This window comes from Brachyspira hampsonii 30446 (assembly GCF_000316195.1).
Lineage (GTDB): Bacteria > Spirochaetota > Brachyspiria > Brachyspirales > Brachyspiraceae > Brachyspira > Brachyspira hampsonii_C.
In genome coordinates, this window is record NZ_JH994111.1 from 1,524,257 (window position 1) to 1,544,589 (window position 20,333).

Consider the following 20,333-nt stretch of genomic DNA (forward strand, 5'->3'; position numbering starts at 1 on the left):
TATTATCTGCCTCCAACTGTTAATTCTTTTACTCTTATAGCAGGCTGTCCAACTGTAGTAGGCACGCTTCCAGAAATACTTCCGCAAATGCCGTCAGCCAATTCTAAATTTGAAGATACTGCCTCAATATTCATAAGTGTTTCATCACCGCGTCCTATTAATGTAGCACCTCTTACAGGTTCTGTAATTTTACCATTTTCTATTAAATAACCTTCGGAAACAGCAAAATTATAATCTGTAGTAGCTGGATCTACAGAACCGCCTCCCATTTTCTTAGCATATAAACCATACTCTATACCAGAAATTAATTCTTCAAAACTAGAGTTTCCTTTATCTATAAATGTATTTCTCATTCTTGAAGTTGGAGGATATTTATAATTCTCTCTTCTGGCACTTCCTGTAACTTTTTGATTCATCTTAATAGAGCCTAGTTCATCAACTAAATAACTTTTTAAAATTCCATTTTCTATTAACACAGTTCTCTGTGCTTCATTTCCCTCATCATCAATATTATAACTTCCCCAAGCATTTTTTATAGTACCGTCATCAATAGCAGTAACAACATCTGAAGCTATTTTTTCTCCAAGCCTATTACAAAATACGCTTGCATTATCAGCAACAGCTGTAGCCTCTAATGCATGTCCGCAAGCCTCATGGAATATTACACCTCCGAATGCATTGTCTATTACAACAGGATATTTGCCTGATTTTGGATATTTTGAATTAAGCATTTTTATAGCAGAATTTGATATTTCTACTGCCATATCTTCTAAATTAATATCCTTTATAACTTGAAATCCGTCTAATGCACCTTTTGTTCTGCGGGCTGTCTGAGTGTTTGCTCCGTCAGAAGCCATAGACATCATAGTGAGCCTTACATAAGTTTGAGAATCCTCTTTAAATATCCCATTACTTGCACATACTAAAATATTTCTCTGCTTCTCCATATATGTTAAATTAACCTGTTTTATTTTATCTGATACTTCTCTTGCCTTTTTATCCAAATATGAAAGCGTTTCTATTTTCTCATCAAAATTAATATCAAAAGGATTTATATGCAATGGGTGATTATCTTTTTCTTTTGACTGAATAAAGTCTTTAACTATATACTTCTTATCATTTACAATAGAAGAAGCAGATTTTGCCAAATTAATTAAACTGTCATTACTTGTATCATTGGAATACAAATATATTGTTTTTTTATTGACTATAACTCTTAAACCTACTCCGTAATTATTTCCTAAACTCATATCATCAACTTTAGAATCTAAATACGATAATGCATTAACTTTAGTATCTTCAAAAAATAAATCGGCATACTCCCCACCATTTTTTAAAGCCTCTTGTAAAACTGTATGCAAAAAATTTTCATCAAAATTAAAATACTTCATTTATTCCTCCTCATTATTAACCAATTCTATGGCTTCTTTGCCCGTCATAAACTCTATATTAAGTTTTATTATACAAAGGGCATTATATTCTCTATTTATAATATTATCTCTATTTGATTTTATATCATTAGGATAATATTTCAAAGCAAGTTTTTCAATAGCATCTCTCTTCTCTTTTTCATCTTCTGATATAAAAGCTCTCCCAAAAACAATAACACTTCTATAATATGTGGTATATTCTTTAGGTTTAACATCATCTTTTTCTATGACGCAAAAAGAAACTTTATTATTATTTTTTATAGAATCTAATTTATGTCCTATTTTAGATGCATGAAAAAATATTTTATTATCATAATAAACATAACTTAAAGGTACAGCATAGGGATAATCATCATCTCCAATTACCGCTAATACACCGCTGCTGCATTTATCTAATACTTCAATATTTTGATTATATGATAACTGCTGTTTTTTTCTTATCATTTCTCTAAACATCTATACATTATATATTTTAATATAAAAATAATCAAATTGACAAACATACTATTATCATATAATATAAAAAATAAAAAGGATATTATAATGCATACTATTAATGTAAAAACTAAATCAAGATTCGATATAATTGATATCACAAGAGAAGTTCAAAAATGTATAGATGATGAAAATATAGAAAACGGAATCGCTGTTATATTTGTACCGCATACAACTGCTGCTGTCGGAATAAATGAAAATGCTGATCCTGATGTTGTTTTTGACATGAAAAATGCCTTTAATAAATTAGTACCTCAGCATGATAATTATCAGCATGGAGAAGGAAACTCTCAAGCACATGTATTATCATCTTTAGTAGCTCCAAGTATCACTATGATAATAGAAAATAAAAAAATAGTATTAGGTACTTGGCAGGATATATACTTTTTTGAATTTGACGGAGCAAGAAACAGAAAAGTTTATGTGCAGATTATATCAAAATAAAAAATACATAATACTATAATTTTATTTGTCTCTAGTATTTTGGGCTTTACTAGTAAAGAATTTTCTTTTTATAAATTTAGTAATTGAACCAATTAACTCTATTATTATTCACATATTTACTCCATAAGTTTAAATATTTGTTTTATAGTATATAAATATAAAAGAAATTGTCAATATACCATATATATGTATTATTAAATAATTGATTTTAAAAATATTTTATATAAAAAAAATAAAAATGATGTATAATATACAGATAAATTATTATAAGGATAATATTATGTTCAAGTCAAAAAAAGAAGATTTTGGAAAAAATTCTTATATCTACACATTAGAAAATAATAATGGTTTAAAAGTAAAATTGGCAGAAGTAGGAGCAACTATAACAGGAATATTCTTTAAAGATAAAGATGGAAAAGAAGTAGAAGTGGCATTTGGTTCGGACGATATAGAGTTTTATACTGATAAAGCTAAAAATGGACATATGGGGGCTACTGTAGGAAGAGTTGCCGGAAGAACTATCGGAGCTAAATTTACAATAGATGATAAAGAATATAATATAACTCCAAATAAATCCCCAGATCATACACATGGAGGAATTAACGGACTTTCATATATAATCTACAAATCCATGCAGAAAAAAGAAAATGAAGTATTATTTTCTTATGTATCTAAAGACGGCGAAGAGGGATATCCGGGAAATCTTAATTTAATAGTAAAATACAGCATTACAGATGAAAATGAAATAATAATAGACTACATTGCAACTACTGATAAAGCAACTCCTTTAAATATAATGAATCATTCATATTTTAATTTAAATGGAGGAGGAAATATTAAAGATCATGAAATATTTATAGATGCAAAATATTATCTTGCTGATGATAACGGAATAACTTCAGGAGAGATATTAAAAACGAAAAATACTCCTTATGATTTTACTTCATTAAAAAAAGTTGATGAAATAATAAAAGCAAAAGATGGATGTGATAATTGTTTTATTTTTGATGATAATAATATAAATAAACAAAGAGTAAAAATATTGTCAAGAAAAACAAATATAGCTTTAGAAGTATTTACTACTAAGCCTTCTGTATTATTCTATACAGCTAATTATTTGAATAACCTAAAAGTGAGAAATCAAATATTAAATAAACATGAAGCATTCTGTTTAGAAACTCAATACTTATCATGTTCTTTAAACTTTAATCATTTTCCAAGTATTATACTTTATCCTGACAGAGAATATAATCATAGAACAATATATAAATTTAGTTTAATATAATAAAAAATGAGGGCAATATTAAAAAATAAGCCCTCATTTATTGTTTATAAAAAATTATCTATTTAAGAAATAAAGTCCTAATTGAAAACCTATATCAAATGAAGCTAAAGAATCCTGATTAATTGTAAAGTCTTTGAATATACCATTTTTATCTATATCAATCGGAAAATCATAATTAACATATACTCCAAATGACATCATAAATTTTCTGCTGAATCTTACAAGAAAATCTGCAGAAGCCATTATATAAGGTATATATGAAGCTGTAAAAGCATCCTGTATATCTCCAAAATCTAATGAATATCTATCTCTGCTGAATTCGTATCCCTCTTTAGAATATTGTAAATGTAATGGTATTTTAATTCCGCCGCCTACACCTATAGAAAAGAATCCTATATTAAATCTAGGAAATAATCCTATAGATAAACTGCTGAAATTATAATTCTCTAATACTCTTTTTCCATTTACAGTATATTTAATTTCATATCTGTCCTTATTGTATGCTATATCAAAGAGTAAAGCTGCTGATAATAAATCATCATATCCCCAAAATATTCCAGGCTGAAAAGAAAAAGAATTATCAAAATCCCTAAAATTTGATGTAAATACTTTGCTTCTATCGGTAGTGGCACTGCTTCCTCCAATACGGCCTATAAACCCGGCTACAAAATCAGCAGGATAAAGAGCATTAAAAGATAATAATAAAACTAATAATACAAAAATTCTTTTCATAATAACTCCTAATAATATCTGTCAAAATTAATATTAAGATAATATCCAAATTGAATTCCTATATCAAAAGCACTTATAGAATCTTTATTAACAAATACATCACTCATATAATTATTATGCTGGAAGTATAGCGGAAAATCATAATTGGCATATACTCCAATAAGTAAATAATTAAATATACTAAAATCAATAGAAAATCTTAGATATGGTATAACGGCACTTTCAAATATATCATTTAAATCTCCAAAAGAAAATCTATACCTTCCTCCAATATTATATCCGTTCACTCTATATGTAGCAGCTCCCGGAATTTTAGCACCTCCGCCTGCTCCTATTGATAAAAATGCAAAATTGAATCTTGCATATCCTCCTACTAAAAAGCTATCAAACTGATAATTTTCTGTTACCCTCTTTCCATCTATAGTATATCTGAAATCATAAGAATCATGATAATATCCTAAATCAAGAAGTACAGAAAAAGACATAGAATCACCTATAGGCTGATTAATACCTATTGAAAATGAAAAACCTGTATCAAAATCTCTGAAACCAGATGGAAATATCTTTGATGCATTTGTATTAGCTCCGCTTAAACCAAACTGACTTATAAATCCAACTGATAAATTCACGGCTTTTAAGTTAAAAGATATAACAAGAATTAAAATAATTGTTAAAAATACTCTATTTTTCAATTTATCTCCTATTGTACTATAATACACATATATAGTATAGCAAAATATTATATAAAGTCAATAAACATAAACATAATAAAAAAGATTATATATATATAATTGTATAAAAATATGAATTTTATGTACTTTTTCATAATTGAAAAAAATATATTATATAAACAATTTATAATAAATACTATATTTAAGATAATAAAATAATTATATAAAATTTTACCTAAAGAAATATATAATAAAAATAATAAAAATATAATTCCAAATACATTTGAAACTATATATATATAATATTCTAGTTTGTTATGTTCTCTGTCTATTCTGAACAAAAAAATATTAAATATAAAAAATATCATAAATAAAAAATATAATAATAACAACAATTTAAAATAATTATTATTAATTAAATCGTATTTAAAAGTTAATACTATTATTACAACGGATAATAAAGACATAAAAGGTGTAATAACTCTTGAAACACTTATAGATAATTTAGTATTAGTCATCTTATTATACAGAATATACGAAAAATAAATTACACAAGAATTTAATACTGCAAAAATAGATAAAATCATTTTTAAATTTTTCATATCATTTCTTATTAAAAATCTAAAAATTCTTTTAGCATCTATTCTATCATTAAAATATAATACTGCCGCTATAGAAAATATCATTAATAAAATTATAAATAGTATTAATAAACTCCATATTATAATCTCAGTAATCATAGTATAAAAATCATATAAAGCATAAAACTTTTTTATATCGTATCTGATAAATGACAAACCAGAAATAAAAAGCATAATTAAATTTGCTGATATAATATTTATTATTAGATTAATAAATGAGTATAAATTTTTAAAAGGAGTAATTAATATTTCATAAGGAAGTCTATATAAATAAAAAGCAGTTAAAAAAATAAGAATAAAAGATATTAATATAGCTCTAACACTAATAGGATTAAGCACAAAAAGAAATAAAAATATAAAAAATGATAGAGGAATTAAAAAAGAAAATAATATTCTTATATTGTAAATAAAACTTTCTGCTGCAATAGTTTCTAATGTTTCTAAATTGGTATTAGAATTTAGTTGAGGAATATTAATATTTAATATATAAGTAACATATATTGCCGAAATAAGCAGTATAAAAACAACACCTATAACGATATTAAAATTCCTAATTATATTTTTATAAGCAGCAGTATTTATATTATCATTATTCACTATTGTTTATCTATACCCAAGATTTTCATCATTTCACTTTCTATCTCTAATACATCTCCATACTTATCCTGAATGGATTTCATATCTGAGCGTCTTTTTTCTAAAAGCTCATCTTGTTTATCTTTATCCAATCTCTGAGCATCTTTATAATATTCATAGTTTATAAGTTTATCTGCTACTCTTAAAGTTTTATCTGATACTATAGCTCTATCAGAATCACTTTCTGCTTTATACATATCAAAACCTGCATCTGTTTTCAAAACTCCGTCAGGAACACCATTAATAATATTCCCTTTCCAAAGCAATTTAGGTTCATACTTATATGTTTTGTATGTAAACTCATATACATTTACAACACCATTCTCTGCAAATATATCCTGTGCAGTATTTGCTAATGGATCTATAAGAAGTATTTTATTTTTACCATCTTCTAAATACATTCTTTGAATATTATTAAGTCCCTGCTTACTGCTTCCATTTATAGATTTTCCAATAGTGCTTTCTAAATTCAATTCTAAATCATCTTTTAAAAGCAAAGTATATGAAGCTATACCGCTCCTTTCACCTGAATGTTTATAAGTTCCTCTAACCATTATTTCATCTTTTCCATCATTGTTTATATCGCATAAGAAAAACTCAGGATTGTATATTGGAAAAGAAAGTATATCATCTAAATATTCAATATATTTATTTTTATCAAATTTTCCTTCTAATATAAATTGTGAATTTGAAGCTATATTTTTTAAATCAGCTGTATTAATGGCAGATATTTTTGCACTCTCTAATTTTGAATCGTCTCCAAGATGGAAGTTAAATATTTCTCCTATTTCATAATCAGCATATTTAATATTATCAATAAACATAGGATTTAAATAATATATACCTTTAAGTTTATTTCCTTTTATTGAATAAATAAATGTATTTTTATTAAACTCTAAAAAATATAAATCTGCAAAATCTTCATATTTCCTGTCCAAAGAAGGATTATATATATAATAAAAATTTTCATAATACACAGGCGAAATCATTTTATCTCTGCTTAAAGTTTTTCCTGTATAAGTTCTAATATACTTGTCTATTATATTAGTATTTACTATATCTTTTGCCAATGTAAAATATGATATATTAGAAGTATTATTATATATTACAGAAGCTAAATTATAATTATTTTCATTATAAATATCCAAATACCCAGTATCTTTTGATATATCACTTAAAAAACCATTTTCATAGGCATCGGCAATCAATTTTTCTGCTCCTAAATCAGAAGGTACTTCTATTATGTAATTTATTAATTTCATTTTATTTGAATATATATTATTTACATTATTGCCTTCTCCTACAATACCAATCATCATATCTATATTTGTGGCACCCAATTTCTTCCACTCTTTTAAATAATTTTGAATATCATGAAAGTTATATAGAGAATCTGTAGTAAAATGAGATAAGAACAAAGCTAAATAAATATCAGCATCTTTATTTTTGATACTCAAAAGAAGTTCTCTAGCCTTTTTCAAAGCCAAATTTTGTTCAACATAATTATATTCAGATGCATAAGAAAAAACTGAGTTATCATCATCTACACTATCACTATAACGGTTATGGTATGTATTTGATATATAATCTATAGCGTATTTTTTTATATCATTATCCCCTACAAGTTTTCTATTAAGAAAATCTTTATTTCTATTTATAATGTTGCTGTAATTCGGATCCTGATAGTAACTAATCAAAGCATTACTAAAAGCTTCTCTATCAACCCTGATTGATTTATAAACATATTTCATATCAAAAGATGAATTCTGTTTTTGACTTTCTATTACTTTTACATCATTAGTATTTACATCGTTAGTATTTAAATTATTAGAAGAGCTTTCTGAAGTTTTCTGACAGCTAAAAAAAATTAATGTAAAAAACAATATATAAATATAAAATACCTTTTTGAACATCATACCCCCACAATCCATTCCTACATAATATCTTTTATTATATACAAAATATCTTTTTTTACAAGTATTATAATTTTACGCTTCTTTTTATACAAAGAAAATAAAAAAATTGTAATTGACTTTTTATTTTATATTTATACAATTCATGTGTTAAAATAAATAATAATTATATAAATTAATATTATAAAATATACAAATAAGTTTAATTAAGAATAAAATTGTCAGAATTATAAAAATTAAGTAAAAATATATCATCTGACAATTAAAAATAAATAAGAGAGAGGAATCTATGATTAGTATAATATCAGATATGGACGGAGTTATATACAGAGGCAATAATTTAATAGAAGGTGCAGAAGATTTTATAAGAATGCTATTATATAAAAATGTACCATTTCTATTTTTAACAAATAATGCTGAACAAACTCCAAGAGATTTAAAAAGAAAATTAGAGTCATTAGGTGTAAATGGATTAGATGAAAAGCATTTTTTCACCGCAGCACAGGCAACAGCAATATTTCTTCAAAGACAGCTTGCCAATGGTACTGCTTATGTTATAGGTACAGGAGGACTAGTAAGCGAACTTTATAATGTGGGCTACAGTATAAATGATGTTAATCCTGATTATGTAGTAGTCGGCAAAACTAATGCTTTCAATTTTGATATGCTTCAAAAGGCTGTGCATCTTATTAATAAAGGAGCTAAGTTTATAGGATGCAATCCAGATATAGTAGATCCAGCCCCAAACGGGGAATTAATACCAGCTGTAGGACCTATACTATCTGCAATAGAAACCGCTACAGGAAAAAAACCTTATATTGTTGGAAAACCTAATCCTATTATGATGTCCATTGCTAAGAATCAAATAAATGCCCATAGTGAAAATACACTTATGGTAGGGGACAGAATGGATACAGATATACTTGGAGGACTTGGTGCAGGTATGAAAACTGCTCTTGTGCTTTCAGGGGTTACTAATAGAGATATGATAGAAGAGTTTCCATACAGACCAAATTATATATTTAATTCTGTGGCAGATATAGATGTAGATAAATTTTAATTTACAAATAATATTTTAGATATATAATAATAGTAGATATTAAGGCTGTTTAATTTTATTAGGCAGCTTTATTTATATATTAAAAAACTTATATAAAAAATTTATTTATATAAAATAGGAATTATATATGTCTAATTTACTATTTATTATAATGTCTCTTTTATGGCTTTCATTGTATGTTTATATTCCCTATCAAGTTACTTTTTTATCATCTCTAAATATAACATCTTCTATGATAGGTATTATTATAGGCGTTTACGGTGCCGCTCAGATGTTCTTAAAATTTCCTTTCGGGCTTCTTAATGATTATATAGGAAAATGCCGTTCACTCATAATATTAGCTGGACTTTTAACTTCATTTGGAGGACTAATAAGATTATTAAATACAAATCAGTACGGCTTTTTGATAGGAGGAACATTATGCGGAATCTCAGCATCTATATGGACAGTATTTATGGTTTTGTATGCTTCGTATTTTAACAAAAATGAAGAATACAAGGCTACTAGTAAGGCATTAGTTGCAAGTGTGCTTGGTATGTTTATTGCTTTTTTAACTGCAGCTATTTTTTATGATAAACTTGGAATGAAGTTTCTTCTTCTTGTAAGTACCGTGTCTGGAGCATTAGTATCATTATTAGGATTATTTTTAAAAGACAATGAACATAATAAAAAAATGTCTTTTAATGATTTATTTTCAGTGATAAAAAATAAAAGATTAATAGTATTTTCTCTGCTTGCCGTTGTAATGCAGGGAGTACAAATGTCTGCTGTAATTTCTTTTACTTTGAATAGAATAAAAGAATTAGGAGGATCATCTCAAAATGTAGGGGCAGCATCAATAATAAGTATGTTCTTTGCTATAGTAGGAGCTTTTGTACCAAGCAAAATAAAAAATGAAAATAATATAAAAAAATATATACCTATATCGTTTATAATTATGGCTTTATACTGCATTATAGTTATATCTGTTAATAATGTATTTATTGTAATGGCTTCTCAGGTATTAGGAGGCTTTTCTTCTGGAATATTAGCATCGCTTCTAACAAGCGAATCTGTAAAAGATATAGATATAGATAAAAAATCATCTGCAATGGGATTTTTTCAATCAACTTATTCATTTGGTATTTTTATATTCCCTATAATAACAGGAAAACTAATAGATATATACTCTATAAATATCGCCTATATTGTACTTACTGTAATATCTATTTTATCATCAATAATAGCCGCTGCTTACTATAATAAAAATAAATAAAATATCAAAAAATCATTGCAAAAAAATTGTTTTATAATAATATATTATGCTTGTTAATAATTTTTTTCAATCTAACTAATAACTAATAAAAAGCGGAAAAACTATGTCTAATAATAAAATAAATAATAATTCAGGCTATATACTAGCAATACTAGCAGTTATTATATGGAGCGGTAATTTTGTAGCTGCCAGATTTCTTGTACATTTCACCCCAATAGAAATTTCTTTTTACAGATGGTTAGTAACTTTTATAGTATTAACTCCATTCTGTATAAAAAAATTGATAAAAAGTATAAAATATATAAAAGGAAGATGGATTAAAGTTATAATAATATCAATACTTGGAATAACGATATTTAATACATTTGTTTATTTAGCGGCACATACAAGTAATGCTGCTAATATGTCTTTGCTTGCTACATTATCTCCTATTGTAATGGCAATAATAAGCAGAATAGTATGGAAAACTAAATTGACTTTAAATCAGAAATTAGGACTTCTTATAGTTATAGTTGGTGTTGTGATACTAATAACAAAAGGAAGTATAGAAGTGCTTATGAATTTAAAATTTGCTATTGGGGATTTATACATGCTGTTTGCTGTTATACTATTTGCAGTTTACACATTAACATTAAAAATAAGACCTAAAGAAGTTTCGCAATCAACATTTTTTTATCTTATGGTAATAATAGGACTTATACCGCTTGCAATAGGAATGCTCTTTACATATACTTCAAATAATATGCATGCTCTTGATATGGAATCTGCCCTAATACTTATATATGTAGGAGTTTTTCCATCAGCTTTGGGATTTATACTATGGAATATGGCTGTTGCTAAAATAGGGGCTATAAAAGGAGGAATAATATACGATTCAATACCTTTCTTCTCATCTTTGGAAGCAGTGATACTTTTGCATGAAAATATATTAATGTCTCAAATAATAGGCGGAATATTAATACTAACTGGGATAATATATAGTTCTATAGGAGATAAAATAAAAAAAGGAGGCGATTAACCTCCAATAAAAAATAGTTTATGTTATGAGTTATATTTAATTGAGTTTTCTTAATTCATTTCTATTTAAAGGCTTAAATCTTGATTTTTCAGCATCAGGCACCCTAGTCCATTTCATAGATTTACCTAATATTCCAGCCTTATCTATAGAACCTCTTAAAATAAGTTTTCCTTCTTTATCTATAGACATTTTTCCATTATATGTTTTTCCATCATAAGGATTATATATTTTACCGTCATTCCATTCATTCTTATTAAAAGATAATCCCATTATATATACAAGTCCTTTTAATGGAAGTTTTCTTAATTCAGGATTTGGATTTTTTTCATCTAAACTTTCCTTGCCATTATAAGGCTCTTTATATGCAAAAGAATATCCGTAATATTTACCATTCTCCTCATATATCTCAACAACAGGAATTCTGCCTAAAGAATCTTTTTCAGCATACCATAATCCCACTACATCATTCGCCTTAACATTCTGAGCATTCAATGATAATACTAAAAAAGTAAATGCTGCTACAATAAATAAAATTTTTTTCTTCATAATTTACCCTAATTTATTAAATAATATTATTAGATTATAAAACATAAGTTTTAATTTTTAGTAAAATATTTATAATTAGACTTGTTTCAAAACTAATCTTATTTATTAATTGTGGGGACTAGCCCCCACGCCCCCACTTCTTTTGTTGGCACAAAGAAGCAAAAAGACTGCATATTTATATACTATAATAATAAGTTATACAACATATAAAACATTATTTTTATAATTAATAAATTACTAAAATTCATATATATAATCTTGTCAAGTAGTTTTGAAACAAGTCTATTATTATTTTAATAAAATTTCCATTCTATCCCAGCATCAAGCTGTATAGCAAATTTATATTGAACATGCTTCTCAATAAGCCAAGTACCAATTTTAGTGCTGACAAATGGAGAAAGACTAGGAACACTATTTAATGCTTTCTTATACGAATAAGCGGCAAATAAACCAACCCTATATAAATCCTTACTGGAAAGCATTTGCTCTATTGTTGTATTAATAGCAAAAGACATACCCCATTCTTTCATACTGTATCCCAATTTTATATCATGATTAAAATACATATCTTCTGCTTTTACCACTATAGATTCTCTAGCCAAATAAATATAATCATCTTTATCAATTCCAAAAGCTCTTATATAATTTATATAAGGAGTATATATTAAAGCTATTAATCCCTCCCCTGCTGGTCCTCCTATTGTAATGGTAGGTGCCATCTGAAAATATATAGTATTGCCTCCCACATATTGAGGCTTTTTAGTCATAGGATTAAGTCCTGTAAATGGAGGAAGGGCATGATTAAACTCCTTTGTACTTCCATCAACTAATACAGGTTTTCCAGCATCAGCAAGTCCTGCTTCATAAGTAAACTTGAATAATACTTTTAATGCTATTAGAGGCTGAAATTCAACATAAGCTGAAGTTCTTGAAAAACTGCTTAATTCCTGTTCTATCCCTGCAAGAATATATGAATCATTAAAAAAGAAATTATTCATCTCTCTAAATAAAGCCTTTTTATAAAATAATTGCCCTTGATATAAAGCCCCGAAATGATTCCATCTTCCTAAAAAGTGATTTGAAAAGTACCAGCCTTCATCTGAATATCTTTTAGAATCTGCATTCTCTTGTGCTGATAATGGTATGCTCATAATTATAGCGTATAGTATTATAAATATTTTTTTCATAACTTTCCTTAAATATTATTAAATAAAATTTTATTATTATTGTATAGTAATTAATTATTATATAATAATTACAATCTGCATCGATTATACTAAACATGCTTATAAATATATAAAAAGATTATATATACAAATAATTTAATTCTGCGATTATAAAGATAATGCTTTATATTTTGTTTATTATTTTTAATTATAAAATAAGTGGGGGTTTGCTAAAAAGCAAATCCCCAGCAATAAACATAAAAATATAATTAGTGTAAGTATTTATCAATTTAGTTTTCTAAGTTCGCTTTTGTTAAGCGGTTTATATTTAGCTGCATCGCTGCTTGGTAATTTTTGCCATACTATATTTTTTCCAAAAATTCCTGCTCCGTCAACACTAGCCCTTATTTTTATTTCTGTACCATTATCTGATAAAGTTACTTTAGCATTATAAGTTTTACCGTCATCTGGATTGTATATTTTTCCATTTTTCCACTCACCTTTAACAAACTCTAAATCATATAAATAAACAAGTCCCTTTAAAGGTAAGTTTCTTAATTCTTTTTTAGGATTATTAACATCATTAACTGTATCATTTGAATTTTTATAAGCAAATGAATAAGCATAATATTTATTATTTTCTTTATATATTTCAACTATAGAAACTCTATTTTGAGAATCTGCCTGACTGTACCATAAACCTGTTATATCATCAGCATTCTGAGCAAAAACTAATATATTAAATAAAAATGTAAAAATTAATATTGTAATTATTTTATTTTTCATTATATTCTCCTTTTTCTTTTTTGATATAAGCGATAAACAAATATTTCATTGTCTATCGCTTCATACAAAACCATTACTTTTATTTATTTAAACAAATTAATTAAAGCAGGGATCCATTGATAAGCCGTACCTATAGCAGTACCTACAGCCGCACATAATAAGAATCTAAGCACTATATAAGGTTTTAATGGGAATAATATATTTCTTGCTGCAAAATATCCGCTTAATAAAGCACCTGTAAATCCTCCGCCCGGGAAGTTCCAAGCACTAGCAAAATGTAAGTTTTTAACTGTAGGAGATACTCTTACACATCGGCTTTTCTTCAAATAGGCATCTTGTACAAATCCGTAAGCAGTACCATCTGGTGTTTTAATATATCTCTTAATTGTTTTAGGAGTAGCTACTTCATAATACTCTATATTATCTCTAAATCCTGGATAATTCTGTTCTGCTCTGTCTATTAGTTTTTCTGCCATTTCTTTTTTTCTAGCTTTATATTCTTCATCGCTTAAATCTTTCCATTCATCTAAAAATGAAGGTCCTGTAAGTACGCCGAAAGAACGATTATCTCCTTCCTCTACAAGTCCGCTGTCAATAGCAGAATAATCTACAAATACAAAGTTTCTGTCTTCTACTGGTATGCCTCTTTGACCTTTTGCTTCTTCTTTGAAGTCTGTATTTAATTTTTTCTCCGTACTTATAAAAGTAGAGTATGCATTATTAGGATAAAGCTCTGAGAATTTTTTCTTAAATATTATGTAAACTGTATAAAGTGATACTGAGTTTTTAAGTTTCTTTATTCTCTTATCTTCATAGCCTTTAGGAAGTAATTCATCATAAACTATTTGAGGAGCTGCATTTGCTATTATATAATCAGCATTAACTGTAACCTCTTGTTTTGCTCTTTTATCAAAATAAGTTACTCCCTCTGCAATATTTCCTTTTACATTTATTTTTTTAACTTCTGAAGAAACTTTTATCTCTCCTCCGTTTTCTTTTATTATATCAGCCAAGGCATTTGATAAGTTCTGACTTCCGCCTTTAACAAAATAAGCAGAATTATAATAAGCACCCTGAGCACAAGCATGATAATACCAAGTAAACTCATAAGGATTTTGATGATAGTAAGTAATATTTATATTCAATATTCTTTTTAACTTATCACTTTTTATTATAGAATCCAAAACCTCTCCTGTATTTTTCTGCTTGAACAACTGATATAAAATCATAGGAAGTGTTGTAACGGGAAAGAAAAAGTAATCCCAAAACTTCAAGTCATAAGGTACTCTTCTTATCATATACATCATTCTTGAAAGTCCTGAAAAATATTTTCTTATACCAGCTTTCTCCTCTGGAAACTCTTTCTCTAAAGTATTTATAACATTCTCATAACCTTCTGGTATAATCAAATCTGTAGATTCTGTTTTTATTCTCCAAGTTTGAGGAAGTTTTACCAGATTGATTCTATCATAAAGTCCTAATTTGCTGAATATTACATGTTTCATTTCTCTGCTTTTTTTAGCCATATCCATTTCATGAAGACCTACTTCAAACTTTACATTTTTTCTTTTATATACTGTAGCACATCCGCCCACTATATTATGGCTTTCTAATACAAGAACTTTTTTTCCTTGTTTTGCTAAATAAGCTCCGGAAGTTAATCCTCCTAAACCAGAACCTATTATCACTATATCGTATTTATTGTTAGTCATATTCATAATCTCCTTTTGATAAATTTCTTTATCTGTCATAAGCATTTTTATTACTTTTTGCTTATATGTTAATAATAATATAAAAAATAAAAAATACAAGCAATTTTTATAAAAAATGCGTATATATAGTTCATTTTTTTTAAAAAATTTACATCTTTTTTAAAAAATAGTAGTAAATGTAATTTAATTTTTACATTATAATTACATTCGGATAATAAACAGATTAATAATATTACACTTTAATAATTGATATTTTATTCAAATGATTTATTATATTTGAAATTAAATATTTTAATAAAGGAATTTCTATGAATGATATTTTAAATTTAATGAAAGATTTAACTAATGCATTCGGACCTTCTGGTTTTGAAGATGATGTTATAGAAATTATAAGAAAAAACACAGCATTTATAGACAGTGAAAGAGATTCTATAAATAATCTTTATTTGGGATTAAACAAAATAGATAAAAATAAACCTATAGTAGGTTTGGACTGTCATATAGATGAATTAGGATTTATGGCAGAACATATTAATGATAATGGTACTATATCTTTTATACCATTGGGAGGCTGGCATATACCTAATATAGTTTCAAATTCTGTTGTGATAAAATCATCTAGCGGAGAATATGTTAAAGGTGTAATAGGTTCAAAACCTCCCCATTTTATGACTGAAGAAGATAAAAGAAAACTTCCTTCATTGCATGATATGTATATTGATGTGGGCACTAGAAGTAAAAAGGAAACTGAGGAAATATTCGGTATACAAATAGGAGATCCGATAGTACCTGATGTTGATTTCAGATATGATGATAGAACAAAAAGTATATGTGCTAAGGCAATAGATAACAGAGTTGGTGCTTTATGCGTAATAGAAACTTTAAGAGCTTTAAAAGATGAAAAACTAGATGTTAATTTGGTTGGAATGATGACTGCTCAAGAAGAGGTAGGTGCAAGAGGTGCTGCTGTAGCTTCTAATAAAGTAAAGCCTGATTTGGTTATAGTATTTGAGGGCTCACCTGCTGATGACACATTTTATTATGGAGATAGAGCCCATGGTGCTATAGGAAGAGGCTCTCAGCTTAGAGTAATTGACGGCGGTATGATTACTAATCCTAGACTTAATAAATACACAATAGAAATAGCTAAAAAAAATAATATAGCTCATCAAGTGATTGTACGAGAAAAAGGTTCTACAAATGGAGCTGTTTATCATAAAACTAATTTGGGAAGTCCTAGTGTAGTATTAGGAGTGGCAACAAGATACGCTCATAGTCATTACTGTTATGCTTCTTATGACGATATAATAGCTTCTATAAATATAGCTAAAGAATTAATAAAAACTCTAAACAAAGAAAAGATAAAAGAATTTTAATAAAATATAATTAAATAGTAAAATGGTATTATGCTGTAAAAAACATAGTACCATTTTTTATATTTTATTTTCTTACTATATCTTTAAACTTTGAAATATCGAACATTCTTGTAGTTTTGCTTTTTTCTAAAGAGGCACGAACTATTAGCATATCAGCATCAAGCAAATTATCATAAACATAATCTGGTTTTAAAACTATTGAACTTAATCTGTCTTCACTAGCTTTGCAATCTAAATTGTCAGGCAAATCATTATCAAATCTAAAAAATGTTTTATGATGAGCAAATACAAAATCTTTACTGTTCCAATCTATTATTATTTCTTTATTATTATTTTCTTTATTAACTTTTACAATTAAGTATGTATCCTCACTCCAAGATGATAATTTGTATGCTAATAATTTATAAATATAGTAATTATCATTTTCTAAAACTTCCCAATCATTTTTCTTTATCTGATATACATTAGGATCCATTATATCTTTATCGTCCATATAAAACCTCCAATACACTATTAATATTTATTATCATATAGTTATATTTACTTTATACTATATTTTTAATTAAAAGTAAACCTTTTCATATATATTTTTCTTACTTTATTTTTGTCTTTATATCCGTAATAAACACATGATATAATACCGTTATCTTCTACACACCAAGGATATCCGCAGTCTGTGCTTTTCATAGAAGAATCTATTATTATCTCTTCATTTAAGGCTTTATAATTGATTTTTTCTATATCAAATATATCATCAAGATTATCAAGTAAAATGGCTCTTATACCATAAGGTTTTAATCTGTATCCATAAGTAAGAAGAAGTTGACCATTACTTAAAAATATAGGATTTAAAGGATAGCCTTTTATATTAGTAAATATTGGGCTTGAAAAAGTTTTACCTTTATCTTTTGAATAGCTTATAGAAGTAAGGGCGTATTCATTATTAACATGAGTTCTTATAAAAGCTATGACATTATTTTTATAATTTAAAAGAGAGGGTTCAACATATTCTATTTTTGATTTTTTTCCATCTATCTTTTTATAATCTGTTTCAGCTAAAAAACTCTTAACTTTCCAATTAATTAAATCTTTACTAGAAATAATATAACATTGATATTTTGAATTATTTTTATTTATATTTTTTTTATAGGCATATATTGGAGCAAGTATTTCATTATTATTTAACTTACAAATACTCCCTCTAATTGCAAAGTTTTTCATTATAGTATTATCATTATTTATTTTTATAATACGGGGACTTGAAAAAGTTTTTCCATTATCATAGCTTATACATACACCTATTCCAGAAAGCAATGCTATAGTACCATCATATTCTATAAAAGTATAATCTTTAAATAAATCTTTTTCATTGATTGGGTGAAATGTATATCTAAAGTAGTATGCCATTATAGTTTTATCATCTATTCTAAAAAGCTGTGCATCTTGTTTTGCTGCTTCATCATCTTGGGCAAACTCAAATACTTTCTCTACCCTATTTTTATTGATGACAGCAAGCATTGATCTACTTAATGAATGAAGATGAGAATAATGTTTTTTTATTTTTGGTGCTAGTCTGAAGCTTACTAAATATTTATTATTATCAAGTTTAATAATACTAGGAAAAGCAGGGTATAGATTTTTATCTTCAAAAATTATAGTTTCATCTAAAATATTTATTTTCATAATATAGCCTCAAATTTATATACAATAATTTTCGGTATAAAAAAGCCTGCATATACAAAAATATAATAAGCAATATGTTTTGATAATATTATATGCTAAAACATATAACAAAAATTTTTATTATAAAAAAAATTTACACTTTAAATTAAATTATCAATATGTTAAAATAACTAAATAATAAAGGTAAATATAAAATGAGTAAAATTAATAGAAATAAATACAGAAATATAAAAAGACAAAACATAAAAAGAAGAAAAAAATATCATAAAAAAAATAATAATAATAATTCACAAACAATAAAAAATAATAAATTAAAAGAATTTCAAGAAAATATTTCAAATAAAGCCAAAGAATATATAAATAATGAAAATATAAAAAAAATTAAAGATGCCGCAGGAAAAGGATTTGAAAAAGCTAAAGATTTTACATCCGACAATATAGATAAATTTCAAAAATATATTGATGAAAAAGACATAAAAGGAAAAGTAAAAAATATTACAAATGCCGGTATTGATAAAATAAAAGAGCATTCAAAAAAGAAATATATAACTAGATTTTTAAAATTTATTCATAGATATTATATACTCACTTTTTTAATTATTTTTATAATATCAATTTTAGTATTTAGAAATATATACATCACTCATAATGAAAAAATAGAAAACTCTCTTAATTATTCTATTACAAATTTTGCACCATCATTAAATAATATTATAATAGCAAAAGAAGATTATTACACAAATATTATAATAAGTAAAATATCAAGCAATAAAAATATCACAAATAATATAATACTAAAAAGTACATCTTTAGACAATTTGGAAACATCATTAAAAAATATTTTGGATAATTATAATATAAGACTTCAAACTTCAATAAATGAAACTGTAAAATCTTCTAATAATCTTATCAATTTCTGGTTTGCCTTTTTAACTGTTATAATAATAGTATTTACATTGATAACATTAGTAATAAATAATAATATATTAAAAAAATCAAAAAGAAAAATAAAAGTATTTAATAATAACTATAATAAAAAAGTAAAAGAAATAAAAATGCATATTAAAAACTTTGAAAAATTAAAAAAAGAAAATGATAAAACTATAGAAATAAATAAACTTTATAATTTAGCAAATACTTTGTTTGATTTAAAAGACTATAATAATTCAATTTACTATTATGATAAGGTTCTGGAATTAGATAATAATTTTATTTACAGCATTTATAATAAGGCAGTATCATACTATTATATCAATGATTATAATAAATGTACGGATAATTTTATATATTTATATAATAAAGAAAGTTCAATAAAAGACTTGGCATTAAAGAATATTATAGAACTTGCAAATAAAAATGTAGAAAAAGCCATTCAGTTTTGCCTAAGTGAAAATATAGATTATAAATCATTGCAGCAAAATGAAGAAAAAATATCTATATTCGACAGAATAAGAAATATTTTATCTTAATAATTTTATAATAAG

At 25.8% G+C, this 20,333-nt stretch carries 18 protein-coding genes; 7 read left to right on the top strand and 11 right to left on the bottom strand.

From position 1 onward, the window contains the following. Positions 1 to 2: 2 nt before the first annotated feature. Both A966_RS11355 and A966_RS11360 read right to left on the bottom strand, forming a co-directional pair. Entirely contained in the window at positions 3 to 1,391 is a 1,389-nt protein-coding gene (locus A966_RS11355; RefSeq protein WP_008725719.1) for a TldD/PmbA family protein, read from the bottom strand. After that, a complete protein-coding gene (locus tag A966_RS11360; RefSeq protein ID WP_039955657.1) occupies positions 1,392 to 1,886 on the bottom strand; it encodes a pyridoxamine 5'-phosphate oxidase family protein in 495 nt (164 codons plus the stop codon). Positions 1,887 to 1,973: 87 nt separating this feature from the next. On the opposite strand from A966_RS11360, the gene A966_RS11365 reads away from it, so the two are divergent. After that, positions 1,974 to 2,369: a secondary thiamine-phosphate synthase enzyme YjbQ gene (locus A966_RS11365; RefSeq protein WP_008725723.1), complete on the top strand. Its 396-nt coding sequence runs from the start codon at positions 1,974 to 1,976 to the stop codon at positions 2,367 to 2,369. A gap of 280 nt (positions 2,370 to 2,649) precedes the next feature. Next, a complete protein-coding gene (locus A966_RS11370) occupies positions 2,650 to 3,654 on the top strand; it encodes an aldose epimerase family protein (protein WP_008725725.1) in 1,005 nt (334 codons plus the stop codon). A gap of 54 nt (positions 3,655 to 3,708) precedes the next feature. Here the strand turns inward: A966_RS11370 and A966_RS11375 are convergent, their stop codons facing one another. The 3 genes from A966_RS11375 to A966_RS11390 form a co-directional block, all read right to left on the bottom strand. Then, a complete protein-coding gene (locus A966_RS11375; protein ID WP_008725727.1) occupies positions 3,709 to 4,386 on the bottom strand; it encodes a hypothetical protein in 678 nt (225 codons plus the stop codon). Between the two features lie 8 nt (positions 4,387 to 4,394). After that, complete coding sequence (locus tag A966_RS11380) at positions 4,395 to 5,078, bottom strand: hypothetical protein (protein ID WP_008725730.1); 684 nt, start codon at positions 5,076 to 5,078, stop codon at positions 4,395 to 4,397. Between the two features lie 1,216 nt (positions 5,079 to 6,294). Then, the gene (locus A966_RS11390) at positions 6,295 to 8,247 is read right to left on the bottom strand and encodes a hypothetical protein (RefSeq protein ID WP_039955660.1); all 1,953 of its coding nucleotides are present in this window, start codon (positions 8,245 to 8,247) and stop codon (positions 6,295 to 6,297) included. Between the two features lie 289 nt (positions 8,248 to 8,536). On the opposite strand from A966_RS11390, the gene A966_RS11395 reads away from it, so the two are divergent. The 3 genes from A966_RS11395 to A966_RS11405 all read left to right on the top strand — a co-directional run bounded on the left by A966_RS11395 (position 8,537) and on the right by A966_RS11405 (position 11,580). Beyond that, positions 8,537 to 9,307: an HAD-IIA family hydrolase gene (locus A966_RS11395; protein ID WP_008725738.1), complete on the top strand. Its 771-nt coding sequence runs from the start codon at positions 8,537 to 8,539 to the stop codon at positions 9,305 to 9,307. Between the two features lie 127 nt (positions 9,308 to 9,434). After that, positions 9,435 to 10,562, top strand: coding sequence for an MFS transporter (locus A966_RS11400; protein ID WP_008725741.1), 1,128 nt, complete (start codon positions 9,435 to 9,437; stop codon positions 10,560 to 10,562). A gap of 103 nt (positions 10,563 to 10,665) precedes the next feature. Continuing rightward, positions 10,666 to 11,580, top strand: a complete 915-nt coding sequence (locus A966_RS11405; protein ID WP_008725743.1) for a DMT family transporter — start codon at positions 10,666 to 10,668, stop codon at positions 11,578 to 11,580. A 36-nt stretch (positions 11,581 to 11,616) separates the two neighbouring features. On the opposite strand, the gene A966_RS11410 is transcribed toward A966_RS11405, so the two are convergent. The 4 genes from A966_RS11410 to A966_RS11425 form a co-directional block, all read right to left on the bottom strand. After that, a complete protein-coding gene (locus A966_RS11410; RefSeq protein ID WP_008725746.1) occupies positions 11,617 to 12,126 on the bottom strand; it encodes a DUF2147 domain-containing protein in 510 nt (169 codons plus the stop codon). A gap of 293 nt (positions 12,127 to 12,419) precedes the next feature. Beyond that, a complete protein-coding gene (locus A966_RS11415) occupies positions 12,420 to 13,313 on the bottom strand; it encodes a hypothetical protein (RefSeq protein ID WP_008725748.1) in 894 nt (297 codons plus the stop codon). Positions 13,314 to 13,577: 264 nt separating this feature from the next. Beyond that, complete coding sequence (locus A966_RS11420; RefSeq protein WP_008725749.1) at positions 13,578 to 14,078, bottom strand: DUF2147 domain-containing protein; 501 nt, start codon at positions 14,076 to 14,078, stop codon at positions 13,578 to 13,580. A gap of 83 nt (positions 14,079 to 14,161) precedes the next feature. Further along, on the bottom strand, positions 14,162 to 15,790 hold the full coding sequence (locus tag A966_RS11425; RefSeq protein ID WP_008725751.1) for a phytoene desaturase family protein: 1,629 nt from the start codon (positions 15,788 to 15,790) through the stop codon (positions 14,162 to 14,164). A gap of 308 nt (positions 15,791 to 16,098) precedes the next feature. Between A966_RS11425 and A966_RS11430 the strand changes: the two genes are divergently transcribed. Beyond that, entirely contained in the window at positions 16,099 to 17,166 is a 1,068-nt protein-coding gene (locus A966_RS11430; RefSeq protein WP_008725753.1) for a M42 family metallopeptidase, read from the top strand. A gap of 64 nt (positions 17,167 to 17,230) precedes the next feature. On the opposite strand, the gene A966_RS11435 is transcribed toward A966_RS11430, so the two are convergent. Both A966_RS11435 and A966_RS11440 read right to left on the bottom strand, forming a co-directional pair. Then, complete coding sequence (locus A966_RS11435) at positions 17,231 to 17,659, bottom strand: hypothetical protein (protein WP_008725755.1); 429 nt, start codon at positions 17,657 to 17,659, stop codon at positions 17,231 to 17,233. A gap of 65 nt (positions 17,660 to 17,724) precedes the next feature. Further along, complete coding sequence (locus A966_RS11440) at positions 17,725 to 18,849, bottom strand: sialidase family protein (RefSeq protein ID WP_008725757.1); 1,125 nt, start codon at positions 18,847 to 18,849, stop codon at positions 17,725 to 17,727. Positions 18,850 to 19,043: 194 nt separating this feature from the next. Between A966_RS11440 and A966_RS11445 the strand changes: the two genes are divergently transcribed. Then, positions 19,044 to 20,318 (top strand): tetratricopeptide repeat protein, encoded by a 1,275-nt coding sequence (locus A966_RS11445; protein ID WP_008725759.1) that lies wholly within the window; start codon positions 19,044 to 19,046, stop codon positions 20,316 to 20,318. Positions 20,319 to 20,333 lie beyond the last annotated feature (15 nt).

What these genes read in the sequence shown, in the direction of transcription:
- A966_RS11355 (WP_008725719.1), bottom strand. Translation starts at nt 1,391, where the DNA reads ATGAAGTATTTTAATTTTGATGAAAATTTTTTGCATACAGTTTTACAA.
- A966_RS11360 (WP_039955657.1), bottom strand. Translation starts at nt 1,886, where the DNA reads ATGTTTAGAGAAATGATAAGAAAAAAACAGCAGTTATCATATAATCAA.
- A966_RS11365 (WP_008725723.1), top strand. Translation starts at nt 1,974, where the DNA reads ATGCATACTATTAATGTAAAAACTAAATCAAGATTCGATATAATTGAT.
- A966_RS11370 (WP_008725725.1), top strand. Translation starts at nt 2,650, where the DNA reads ATGTTCAAGTCAAAAAAAGAAGATTTTGGAAAAAATTCTTATATCTAC.
- A966_RS11375 (WP_008725727.1), bottom strand. Translation starts at nt 4,386, where the DNA reads ATGAAAAGAATTTTTGTATTATTAGTTTTATTATTATCTTTTAATGCT.
- A966_RS11390 (WP_039955660.1), bottom strand. Translation starts at nt 8,247, where the DNA reads ATGTTCAAAAAGGTATTTTATATTTATATATTGTTTTTTACATTAATT.
- A966_RS11395 (WP_008725738.1), top strand. Translation starts at nt 8,537, where the DNA reads ATGATTAGTATAATATCAGATATGGACGGAGTTATATACAGAGGCAAT.
- A966_RS11400 (WP_008725741.1), top strand. Translation starts at nt 9,435, where the DNA reads ATGTCTAATTTACTATTTATTATAATGTCTCTTTTATGGCTTTCATTG.
- A966_RS11405 (WP_008725743.1), top strand. Translation starts at nt 10,666, where the DNA reads ATGTCTAATAATAAAATAAATAATAATTCAGGCTATATACTAGCAATA.
- A966_RS11410 (WP_008725746.1), bottom strand. Translation starts at nt 12,126, where the DNA reads ATGAAGAAAAAAATTTTATTTATTGTAGCAGCATTTACTTTTTTAGTA.
- A966_RS11415 (WP_008725748.1), bottom strand. Translation starts at nt 13,313, where the DNA reads ATGAAAAAAATATTTATAATACTATACGCTATAATTATGAGCATACCA.
- A966_RS11420 (WP_008725749.1), bottom strand. Translation starts at nt 14,078, where the DNA reads ATGAAAAATAAAATAATTACAATATTAATTTTTACATTTTTATTTAAT.
- A966_RS11425 (WP_008725751.1), bottom strand. Translation starts at nt 15,790, where the DNA reads ATGACTAACAATAAATACGATATAGTGATAATAGGTTCTGGTTTAGGA.
- A966_RS11430 (WP_008725753.1), top strand. Translation starts at nt 16,099, where the DNA reads ATGAATGATATTTTAAATTTAATGAAAGATTTAACTAATGCATTCGGA.
- A966_RS11435 (WP_008725755.1), bottom strand. Translation starts at nt 17,659, where the DNA reads ATGGACGATAAAGATATAATGGATCCTAATGTATATCAGATAAAGAAA.
- A966_RS11440 (WP_008725757.1), bottom strand. Translation starts at nt 18,849, where the DNA reads ATGAAAATAAATATTTTAGATGAAACTATAATTTTTGAAGATAAAAAT.
- A966_RS11445 (WP_008725759.1), top strand. Translation starts at nt 19,044, where the DNA reads ATGAGTAAAATTAATAGAAATAAATACAGAAATATAAAAAGACAAAAC.